The sequence below is a fragment of the Mycoplasma sp. 5370 genome (genome assembly GCF_054343435.1).
The window spans coordinates 1-11,273 of record NZ_JBTGVF010000025.1; the positions used below are offsets into that span (position 1 = coordinate 1).

General features: G+C 24.7%; 10 protein-coding genes and 1 other RNA gene. 7 read left to right on the forward strand and 4 right to left on the reverse strand.

The window, feature by feature from the left end; all coding sequences use genetic code 4:
• Positions 1-113: 113 nt before the first annotated feature.
• From yidC to rpmH, 3 genes are read right to left on the reverse strand one after another with little or no spacing between them, the layout of a single operon-like run.
• Entirely contained in the window at positions 114-1,892 is a 1,779-nt protein-coding gene (gene yidC, locus ACXX88_RS03350) for a membrane protein insertase YidC (RefSeq protein ID WP_458559594.1), read from the reverse strand.
• Positions 1,879-2,211, reverse strand: coding sequence for a ribonuclease P protein component (gene rnpA / locus ACXX88_RS03355; RefSeq protein ID WP_458559595.1), 333 nt, complete (start codon positions 2,209-2,211; stop codon positions 1,879-1,881). Before rnpA ends, yidC begins: the two co-directional genes overlap by 14 nt.
• A gap of 2 nt (positions 2,212-2,213) precedes the next feature.
• Positions 2,214-2,363, reverse strand: coding sequence for a 50S ribosomal protein L34 (rpmH, locus tag ACXX88_RS03360; RefSeq protein WP_436358736.1), 150 nt, complete (start codon positions 2,361-2,363; stop codon positions 2,214-2,216).
• 293 nt (positions 2,364-2,656) lie between these two features.
• On the opposite strand from rpmH, the gene dnaA reads away from it, so the two are divergent.
• The 7 genes from dnaA (at position 2,657) to ACXX88_RS03395 (ending at position 11,092) form a co-directional block, all read left to right on the forward strand.
• Positions 2,657-4,054, forward strand: coding sequence for a chromosomal replication initiator protein DnaA (dnaA, locus tag ACXX88_RS03365; RefSeq protein ID WP_458559596.1), 1,398 nt, complete (start codon positions 2,657-2,659; stop codon positions 4,052-4,054).
• Positions 4,055-4,182: 128 nt separating this feature from the next.
• Positions 4,183-5,283 carry a DNA polymerase III subunit beta family protein gene (locus tag ACXX88_RS03370; protein ID WP_458559597.1) on the forward strand — a complete coding sequence of 367 codons (1,101 nt, stop codon included), beginning with the start codon at positions 4,183-4,185 and terminating at the stop codon, positions 5,281-5,283.
• Between the two features lie 11 nt (positions 5,284-5,294).
• Complete coding sequence (locus tag ACXX88_RS03375; protein WP_436358739.1) at positions 5,295-5,504, forward strand: RNA-binding S4 domain-containing protein; 210 nt, start codon at positions 5,295-5,297, stop codon at positions 5,502-5,504.
• A gap of 61 nt (positions 5,505-5,565) precedes the next feature.
• The gene (gene mnmG, locus ACXX88_RS03380; RefSeq protein WP_458559598.1) at positions 5,566-7,383 is read left to right on the forward strand and encodes a tRNA uridine-5-carboxymethylaminomethyl(34) synthesis enzyme MnmG; all 1,818 of its coding nucleotides are present in this window, start codon (positions 5,566-5,568) and stop codon (positions 7,381-7,383) included.
• On the forward strand, positions 7,383-7,817 hold the full coding sequence (locus ACXX88_RS03385; RefSeq protein WP_436358741.1) for a 23S rRNA (pseudouridine(1915)-N(3))-methyltransferase RlmH: 435 nt from the start codon (positions 7,383-7,385) through the stop codon (positions 7,815-7,817). Before mnmG ends, ACXX88_RS03385 begins: the two co-directional genes overlap by 1 nt.
• Positions 7,818-7,832: 15 nt before the next feature.
• Positions 7,833-9,740, forward strand: coding sequence for a M13-type metalloendopeptidase (locus tag ACXX88_RS03390; protein WP_458559599.1), 1,908 nt, complete (start codon positions 7,833-7,835; stop codon positions 9,738-9,740).
• Positions 9,734-11,092, forward strand: coding sequence for an aldehyde dehydrogenase family protein (locus tag ACXX88_RS03395; RefSeq protein ID WP_458559600.1), 1,359 nt, complete (start codon positions 9,734-9,736; stop codon positions 11,090-11,092). The genes ACXX88_RS03390 and ACXX88_RS03395 overlap by 7 nt, the downstream gene beginning before the upstream one ends.
• Here the strand turns inward: ACXX88_RS03395 and ffs are convergent.
• An RNA gene (gene ffs / locus ACXX88_RS03400) (signal recognition particle sRNA small type) lies at positions 11,089-11,185 on the reverse strand. The genes ACXX88_RS03395 and ffs overlap by 4 nt on opposite strands.
• Positions 11,186-11,273: the final 88 nt, after the last annotated feature.

The following is an 11,273-nucleotide window of genomic DNA, read 5'->3' on the forward strand; positions in this document are numbered from 1 at the left end:
ATTGAGAAATTTTTACACAAAATTTATTACACTTCCAAGAAAATTCCGTTTTTTCCTTATGTTTTGGCAAAAACGGTTTTTTAATTAAGAAAAAATAAGGTATTGCTACCTTATTAAGTTTTCTTTGGTTTATTAATTCAAGGACGAACTTTTTCTTTAAATACTTTAGTTCTTTGGAAGTAGTGAACAAAAAGAATTTGTCCTATTTCTCACACCCCTCCAACTATTCAATAAACTTGTAAGGATGCTTGGAAAATAACTCCAAATACAACAAATAAAATCATAGTGTAATTTTGAGTTTTTTGTTGCTTTTTCAACGCTTGCGACTCTGCCGCATTGATAAGTTGTTTGTTTTGTTTTCTATTTAAAATTCTTGGTAGAATTTGTTGGAATAATTGAATTATAACAGTGAATAAAAGGATTGGTAAATAAATCCATTGTCCTGCAAATAATTCTTGATAAGAAGTTGATGCAAGATTTATTCCTAATCATGTTGTTGCTTTAATACCTGGTAATCCTTGTAATATTCTTCACATCGCAACAAATATAGGCATTGTTATAAGTAATGCTTGAAATTGAGCAGCGGGACTTATATTATTCTTTTTATATAATTCAGCAATCTCTTGTCTTTGTCTTGCTTCCATTTGTTTATTACCTTTGTGAGGTGCATATTTAGCATCGATTTTTGCTTTCTTAGCTTGCACTTCTTGTTGTTTAGATTGACTAAATAAAGTCTTAAATCTAAATGCAAATGAAAGTAATTTAGTAAGAATAACAGCAATTATTATAGTAATAATAGCAGGCCATCCTTGAAGTCCTTCTAATGACATAGAACCCAATAGAGCAGCCATTAATTTAGACATCGGTCAGATAAATAACCCATAGAAAGGACCAAGTTGTCAAGCATCACCTCAAGTAACAATTATTTTTTGAGGTTCTGCTCCTTTATATGATAATAAATCTGATGGATTTTTTGCACTTCCTGGTTCAAAAGCAACAATTCCATCACCAATCTTTGTATAATGTGTTGCTTTTAAAATTTCACGCAAGTTTGCTGAATAATCATTAACTAATGATATTGATTGTTCAGAAGCACCAGAACCTTTTTCTTCTACTTCTTTAATAGCGTTTTCTAATTTGTTATTATTATATTTGTCAAAATTTACAAGTTGATTATTTAAATAATGAATTACATCTCTTGCAAATTTATTATTATTTTCTATAAAATCTTCATTTGGGATAATATAATCTTTAACCGTTTCAAAATATGAATAGATAAAAGGATCTTTTTCATTTACATATTTTGCATTGTGAGTTAATTTTCGATTATCCTTAAACTCTCTTAATAATTTTATTTCTTTTCAATCATTAAATTTTTGATTGTAGTTTTCGGTTGTAGAATTGAAATATAATAATTCTCCATTATCTCCTTTTGGATATTGATAACTACTTTGTCCTTCTATGGGTTTATCACTTTGATAAACTATTAAAGTGTTGTAATTACCTCATTGTCCATAACTACCTTCAGCTTGTTTTTTTAAAGATTCAATAACATCTTTTCTTTCTTTATCTTGGTTAGAAACATAAAAGTTATCGTTATTTTTTTTGATATTTAAAACTTCTTTTCCTTCTTTATTGGTTTGTTTTTTAAAAACTACAGCATTAGGAGCAATTTCTTCTTTTGAATTATAGAATTCCACCCCAGACCCTGCGTGTGATGAAGTTTTAATTGCGAATGATTGAATACAACCAGTTAAAGTAACTCCGAAAATAAATATATAAATTAAAACTTTAAATCATTTTCAAATTTTTCTTCAAATATTTTTCTTTTCAGAATTATTATTACCGGTGAAGAAGTCATAAGATTTTGGTTTTTGCTTATTCTTTTCCACTTCTTAACCTCTCATATATTTTTATTACTTCCTTTTCTTTTTCTGAAAAAGGTAAAGATAAAAAACTTTTTCTTAATATTAAAACATTTTGAAAAGGTAAATCAATAAAATTCATTTTATTTGAAATTATTGCTTTAATTTGACGTCTAAAAAAATTTCTTTCTACAGCAATTGCAAATTTTTTTGGAACAGAAATACCAATTTGAAAATTTTTATGTTTTTTATAATATAAAATTAAGTTTTTTGTGATAATTTGTTGTTTTAAACTTATTACTTCTTGAAATTCTCAATTTTTCTTAAGTCTATTTTCTTTTTTCATAATTATTTATTTGAATCTGAAACAGTTAATCTCATTCTTCCTTTAGCTCTTCTTGAAGCTAAAACTTTTCTTCCACCAACTGTTGACATTCTTGCTCTGAACCCATGTGTTTTAGCATGTTTTCTTTTATTTGGTTGATAAGTTCTTTTCATATGCTCTCCTTAAAGTTTTTTTAAATAAAAAGATACATTTTTTATGTATTTTAATTAAATATTAAAATTATAACAAAATAAAGATTAAAAAGGAAATAAAAAAAACTTTTTTCACAACTTTTTTTGTAAAAGAAAAAAAGAAATTTTTTTTATTTTTTATATGTTAAATCATATTTTTTTTACCTTTATTAAGGTTTTAAAAATGTGGTAATCTTGTTATTAGTAAAATTATTTATAAAATTATTTTTTATTTTTTAACATTTTTTATTTTTTTTATTTATTATTTAATAACTATGTCAAATATTGTTAATAACTATGAAGAAAATTTGTTAAAAACAAATAAAAAAATATTAAAAGAAATTGAAAAAGAGATTAATGACTCTATTATTTTTTCCACATATTTTTCTAAGTTAAAACTAAAAGAAATTAATGATTTTTCTGTGGTTTTTATTGCTAAAAACAATGTAATTATTAAAGATATTAAAGAAAATTATTTAAGTTTTTTAACATCTGCTATTGTTAAAACTTTAAAAAGTGAAAAAGCTGTGGAAATCATTCTTGAAAACACAAGTGTGAATAAAGTAAAAGAAAAACAAGTTATCAATAATAACACAAAAGATATTAACAATTTTGTCAATAACATAGATTTTAAAGATAATTTATTACCAGATTTAACATTTAAAAATTTAGTAACAGGTAAATTTAACGAAAATTTAATAAAAATTGCTGATAATTTGTTAAAAAGTAAAAAAGTAGAGTTTACTCCTATATTTATCCACTCAAAATCAGGATTAGGAAAAACTCATTTCCTAAACGCTTTAGGAAATGCAGCAAAAGAAGTTGGAATGAAATCTTATTTTCTAAACCCAGACGCCTTTACTAACCAAATTTCTTTAATATTAAAAGAAAAAGATATAGAAAAAATAAACAATTTTTCTTCTTTTTTAGAAAGTGTTGATATCTTTTTAATAGATGATGTTCAAATGCTTGGTTCGAGAGTAAAAACTTTAGAATTTTTATTTAATATTATTAATAATTTAAAAAATAATAAAAAGCAAATTATTATTTGTTCTGATAAAAAACCAGAACTTTTAGGTGGATTTGAAGATAGATTTATAACAAGATTTCAAAGTGGTTTAACTTTAGAAATAAAAAAACCTAATAATGAAGATTTACTCAAGATTTTAAAATTTAAAATCGAGCAAGAAAACTTTGATTTAAATAAGTGAGATAACAAAGCTTTAAGCTTTTTAACAAGAAATTTTTATCATTCTATAAGAGAAATCGAAGGAGCTTTAAATCAAATTAAATTTTCTGTAAAAAACTCACCTAAAGATTTAACTTTCAATGAAAACCTTCTTAATAACATCTTCCACGAAACCGTTCACTTCGAAAGAGAAATAACTCATGATAGGATAATTGAAAGCGTTTGTTCATATTACAGAGTAAAAGAAGAAGAAGTAAGAAGTAAATCAAGAAAAAGAGAAATTGTTATTGCTAGATCGATGATAATTTACTTAATTAGAGAACTACTTTCTTTTAGTTATGAAAGAATTGGTATTTATTTAGGTGGAAAAGATCACTCAACAATTATGGCTTCTTATAAAAAAATAGAAAAAGATATAGAAACGTCCCATGAACTCAAAAACGCAGTTAATTCATTAACTAATAAAGTAAAAACTGTTTCTTAATTAATCAACACCTTTTTTGCCTATTTTTAGGTTAAAAAGATAAAACTAACTAAAACTAACATCCCTAATAATAATATATTAGAAAATAAAATAAATATAAAATAATAAAATATAAAAGGAAAAATAAAATGAATTTCACAATTGAAAAAAAATATTTTGAAAAAGAATTTGAAAGAATCGGTGTTTCTATAAATACTTTAAATTTTATTCCTTCTTTAAGAAGTGTTAAAATCGAACTAAGACAAGAAGGGGTATATTTATATGGTTCAGATGGAGAAATTTCTATAATTGGACACATTTCTTCTGAAAACATAAAAAATATAAATGAATTAGGTTCCTTTTTAATAAATTATTCAATGTTAAAAAATATAATTAAAAAAACCGAAGGATTTCTAGAATTTAAAATCGAAGATACTAATTTAACTATCAAAAACAAAGATGACTTATATAAAATTAATATTCAAAATGATGAAGATTTCCCAAATATTAGATTTGATTTATCAGGTCAGAAAATATCAATTCATTCCAAAGACTTTAAAAAAGCAATTAAAGATACTAGTTTTGCTGCTACAATCGATAGTTCTGAAGTTATTTTAGATTGTATCAACATCAATGCTATGGACGGAAATTTAAGAATTTCAGCAACAGATAGATATAGAATATCAACAGAAATACTTCCGATTGAATCTAATATTGAATTTGATATTTCTATAATAGCTAGAAATTTAAAAAATTTTATCCCTAATGATTATGAAGGGCAATTAGAAATTTATGTTGAAGACAATAAAATAGAAACCATTATTGAAAATACAAAAATACAATGTAAAGTCATTGATTTTCCTTATAAAGACATTTCTAATGTTTTCCCAAATATAGATGATTTAGTTTATAAAATTGAAATCGATAAAAAAGAACTTAGTGAATTAATGTCAAAAGCTTCTATTTTATCTAGTGATCAATATTTCAAATTAAATGTTAGTGTAAATCAAGAAGAATTTACTATGAGCGGAAACAAAGAAGAAACAGGTTTTATTTCTGTAAAAACTAAAGAAATGAAATTTGAAAGTTCTAATAGTGAGTTAAACTTTTCTATAAATCATAGATATTTAAAAGATGCTATTTCAGTGTACGAAGGTTTGATTTATATTTTTGTAGATAAAAAAATAAGAAAAGTTTATATAGTTTCACCTTCTAATAAAAATAATAAACAATTAATAGGAACTACATAGAAAGGAAAGAAATGAAAGTAGAAATAACAGGAGAATTTATAAAATTAAGCCAACTATTAAAAAAAATGAACTTTATAGATTCTGGTGGTGCAGCAAAAGAGTTTTTAGCAACAAACCAAGTTAAAATTAACGACAATAGCGAAGTAACTAGGGGTTCCAAAATTAAGGTTGGAGACATCGTTTGAGTAAATGATGAATTATTTCATATTGTAAGTGCATAAAAAGAAGAAAAAATAAAAAATCTTCTTTTTTATTTGTTTAAATAATTTAAAATATAAAAATATGAATAAATATGATGCAATAATAGTTGGCGGTGGACATGCAGGTATTGAAGCCACATATGCTTTAGCAAAACAAAATTTCAAAGTTTTACTAGTAACTTTAGATAAAAATAAACTAGCTTCAATGCCATGTAATCCATCAATTGGTGGTCCTGCTAAAGGAATTATAACAAGAGAAATAGATGCACTTGGCGGAGTGCAAGGTATTTTCGCTGACAAGGCAATGATTCAAATTAAGATGTTAAATGAATCAAAAGGACCTGCAGTAAGAGCGATGCGGGCTCAAATTGATAAAGACAAATATTCAAAAGTAATATTAGAAGATATTGAACAACGAGAAAATATCGATATTTTAGAAGATATTGTTGAAGAATTGGTTCTTGAAAATGATTCAGTAAAAGGAGTTAAAACAGAAAAAGGAAATGTTTATTATGCTAACGCTGTAGTACTAACAACAGGAACCTATATGGATTCAAGAATTTTAAGAGGAGATGAAATTCAAAAGAGTGGTCCTGATGGGCAAAGAACAAGTAATAAACTTTCAATGTTTTTAAAAAATAATGGATTTGAACTTATTAGATTAAAAACAGGAACGCCACCTAGAATTTGAACTGATTCAATTGATTTTTCTAAAATAGAAGAAGAAATTTTAGAAAATAATAACCTTCATTTTAGTTTTAAAAATGAAGTAGTTCTCGAAAAACAAATTCATTGCTTTTTAACATATACAACTCCAAAAACACACGAAATCATTTTGAATAACTTAAATAAATCTAGTATGTATTCTGGTTTAATTGATGGAGTTGGTCCAAGGTATTGCCCTTCAGTAGAAGATAAAATAGTTCGTTTTAAAGATAAAGAAAGACATCAAATATTTTTTGAACCAGAAACCGCTAAAGGTGATTTGATGTATATAAATGGTTTATCAACTTCAATGCCTATTGAAGTGCAAAAAGAAATGGTTAAATCAATTCCTGGTTTAGAAAACGCAAGAGTAGCTAAATGAGCTTATGCGATAGAATATGATGCCATAAATCCTTTACAATTAAAAAAATCACTTGAAAGTAAAAATATTAATGGTTTATTTTTTGGTGGTCAAATAAATGGAACAAGTGGTTATGAAGAAGCAGCTGGACAAGGATTAATAGCAGGAATAAACGCATCTCAATATTTAAAACAAGAGGAACCAATTGAAATTCTCAGAAGTGATGGTTATATCGGAGTTTTAATTGATGACTTAGTTACAAAAGGGACTAATGAACCATATAGAATGTTAACTTCAAGAGCAGAATACAGGTTATTATTAAGAAACGATAATGCCGATTGAAGAATGAAAGATTATGCTTTAAAAGCTAATATGATAAGCAAAGAAGGGTATAATTTAGTTATTGATAAATACAAACAAATAGAGTTAAAAATTGAAGAATTAAAAAACACTTTTGTATCTTCAAAAAGTGATTTAGCAATTAAATACAACGCAATTAATGGACAATCTTTATTTCAACTAGTTTCAAGACCTGATGTAGATTATCTTGAAATATTAAAAAACTTTAAATTTGCTTATGAACTTGTTGTATTAGCAAGATTGGATGGTTATATACAAAAACAAGTGCATGATGCAGAAAAAATGTTAAAACTTGAAAAATTAAAAATACCAGCTGATATAGACTATAAAAAAGTTGATAATTTAGCAAATGAAGCAAGAGATAAATTAATTAAAATCAAACCAACCACTATAGGACAAGCATCAAGAATTAGTGGTATTAATCCAGCAGATATTCAAATGTTAATGTTCTATATAAAGATGAGAAATAAATAGTGAAAATAACTATTATTGCAGTAGGAAAACTTCAAAAAAATTATTTAACCTTGTTCCAAGAATATGAGAAAAAAATAAGTTTTTTTTCAAAAATAGATGTAATAGAAATAAAGGAATTACAAGAAGAAAATATAGAAATAAAAAAGGAAAAAGAAACAAATAAAATATTAGAATTAATTCCAAAAAACTCAACAGTTTTTCTTTGTTCTTTAAAAGGAAAACAAATGGATTCTTTTGAATTTTCCAATTTAATTGACAAAAGTAATATAACTTTTATAATTGGTGGTTCTAACGGGGTTATTGAAGATAAAATAGATGCTCAAAAAATAAATTTTTCTTTACTAACATTCCCACATCAGTTATTTAGAGTGTTACTTGTTGAACAAATTTATAGAGCATTTGCTATAAAAAACAATATAAAATACCACAAATAAAAAGAAAGAAGAAAAATGAAAAAAACATTATTAAAAGATGACTTTTTCAGTCACATAAATAAAGTATGATTAGAAAACACAAAAATACCAGAAGATAAATCAAGTATTAGTGTTTTTTCTGAACTTGATTTAAACTTAGAAAAACTTTTAAAAGATTTAACAAAAAAATGACTTAAAGATACAAGTTCTTTAAATGAAAATTCAATGATGTTGGAATATGTTAAATATTTTTCAATGTTAATGAATGAAAGCAAAAGAAAAGAACTTGGTTGAGAACCGGTTAAACAATATTTAACTAAATTAGAAAGTTTAAAATCCTTTAAAGATTTATTTTCACAAGATAAAGAATTTTGACTTTTATACGGGTTTTTACCTTTAGAAAAAGATTTATACGAAGATTTTATTGATAATGAAAAAAGAATTTTTTGATTTGGAGATTTTAAAACAATCTTGCCAAACAAAGAAAGTTATTCAAACAAAGAAGAGTCAGAAAAATTATTAAACACTTGAAAAGAAATGGTTTTATTTTTATTAAAAGACTATGGTAAAACAGAAGAAGAAGCAAATAAATTAATATCAAATGCTATTAAATTTGATGACATTTATAAAGATTATATTCTTTCATCGATAGAACAAGCTAATTATGTTGCTTTATATAATCTAAAATCAAAAGAAGAATATAATTCATATACCAAACAGTTTATTATTTCTGATTTATTAGAAAGTTTAGTTTCACAAAATGTGGAAGCAGTTTCAGTTTCTAATATAAAACTTTATGAAAATTTTGACAAAATTTTTAGCGATGAAAATTTTGAATTTTATAAATCATTTTTATTTATAAGAAACTTATTACAAACAACTAAATTTTTAAGTGAAGAAATTAGAATTAAAGCAGGGGAATTTGGTAGAAAAGTTTATTCTATTGAAACCTATAGAAATTTAGAAAATTTTGCTTTTGATATGGCAAATGAATATTTTGGAATGCCTTTAGGTATGTATTATGCTGAAAATTATTTTGGTAAAAAAGCAAAAGAAAATATTGAACATATGGTTTCTAATATGATTGATGTTTATAAAATGAGATTAAATAATAACAATTGATTAAGTAAAGAAACTATTCAAAAAGCATTAACTAAATTATCTACCATTCAAGTTATGATTGGTTTTCCAGAAGTGATTAGACCATATTATTCAAAATTTAAAGTTAAAACTTATGAAGAAGGTGGAAATTTATTTGAAAATGCGCTTAAATTTAATAAATATTTAGTTGAATATGCATTATCTTTATTTGGTAAAACAGAAGATAAAAGATATTGATCAATGTCTCCTGCAACAGTTAATGCATATTATAATCCATTAAAAAATCAAATAGTTTTTCCTGCAGCTATTTTAGCAGATCCTTTTTATAATTTAAATAGACCATCATCTTATAATTATGGTTCTATTGGTTGTGTAATAGCTCATGAAATTTCTCACGGTTTTGATAATCACGGTGCTCAATTTGATGAAAAAGGAAAATTAAACAATTGATGAACCGATAAAGATAGAGAAGAATTTGCAAAAAGAACACAAGCAACAATTAATTTATTTGATAAAGTAGAAACAGACTTTGGACCAGTTAATGGAGAGTTGACTGTTTCTGAAAACATTGCAGATTTAGGTGGTTTTGACTGCGCTTTAGAAGCGGCAAAACAAGAAAAAGATTTTGATGCCAAAAACTTTTTTGAAAGCTGAGCAACAAGTTGAAGAATTATTTTAAAAGAAGGTGCAGCAAAAAGACAATTGGAATCAGATGTTCACTCACCAGGAAAAGTACGTGCTAATGTTATTTTAGGAAATAATGATTTATTTTTAGAAACTTATGAAATTTCTTCATCCGATAAAATGTTTATACCAAAAGAAAAAAGGGTAAAAATTTGATAAATCAAAAAGAATTAGAAAAAATCTATCACTTACAAAGGGAAGATTTTTTTTATTTTGGTCCTTTAAGTATTAAAGATAGAATTGAAATTTTAAAGAAAATTAAAAGATTCATTCAAGAAAAAGAAGAAGAAATTTTTAAAGTTTTAAAAGAAGATTTAAACAAAGATAAATTAGAATCCTTTGTTTCTGAAATTGCATTAATTTATAAAGAAATAAATCTATATGTAAAAAATATAAAAAAATGATCTCGTTCTAAAAAAGTAAAAACACCTTTTTATTTATTTCCATCTAAATCAAGTTATAAATATGAAGCATATGGACAAACTTTGATTATTAGCCCTTGAAATTATCCGATTATGCTTTCTATTATACCTATTATAAATGCTATTGGTGCAGGAAATAGGGTAATATTAAAACCTTCTGAATTTTCAGAATATTCATCTAAATGATTAATGAAATTTTTTAATGAAAATTTTGATCATAAAATCATTTATTGTGCTGATTCTTCTTTAGAAACATCTAATTTTCTTTTAGATCAAAAGTTTGATCTAGTATTCTTTACTGGATCAACAAATGTAGGAAAAATTGTTTTAGAAAAAACTTCCAAATTTTTGACTCCAACCATTTTAGAGTTAGGTGGTAAATCACCAACTATAATTTGTTCTGATATAAATTTAGATAAAGTTGTTGAAAAAATTTATTATGGTAAATCATTAAATTCAGGGCAAACATGTACAACTCATGATTATGTTTTAATAGATAAAAAAATAGAAGATGAATTTATACAAAAATACAGAGAATATGCACAAAATCAACTAAAAAACAATCTCAAAAATGAACCTAAAATCATTAGTGAAAAACATTATAATAGACTATTGAAATTAGTTAACTCAACTGAGTTAAAAATTAATCATGAAATGAAAATAATCGAACCTTTTATTTACAAAGCATCATTAAATGATGCAATAATGCAAGAAGAAATTTTTGGACCAATTTTGCCTATTATTTCTTTTGAAACTATTGAAGAAGCAATTGATATTGTTAAAAGACAACAAAAACCACTTGCTCTTTATCTTTTTAGTAAACAAAAATCAATTATTAATAAAATAAAAAAATTACAAGCAGGAGCAATCATTATAAATAATACAACAGAACATGTGGCAAATTCATATTTACCTTTTGGTGGCATTGGGAATTCAGGACTAGGGAAATATAGAGGATATAGCGGTTTTAAATCTTTTAGCCATCAAAAATCTTTTTTTATAAATAAATTTGTATTTAAACCTTTAAGTTTGGTAAAAAAACCTTTTAATAACAAAAAGTTTTCTTTACTGAAAAAGATTTTTAAGTAAAATAAAAAACCACTAAACACAACACTTCTCGATGTGGCTGCTACATTTCTGTCCTGACCAGGTTACAAGGTTTTTGTTTTAATGGCATTTATATTATATATTAATATTTGATTTTAAAAACAAAAATGCAAATTATTAATCAAAATGTCCCGGGGTATTTACTAATCAAAATGTCCTCTTT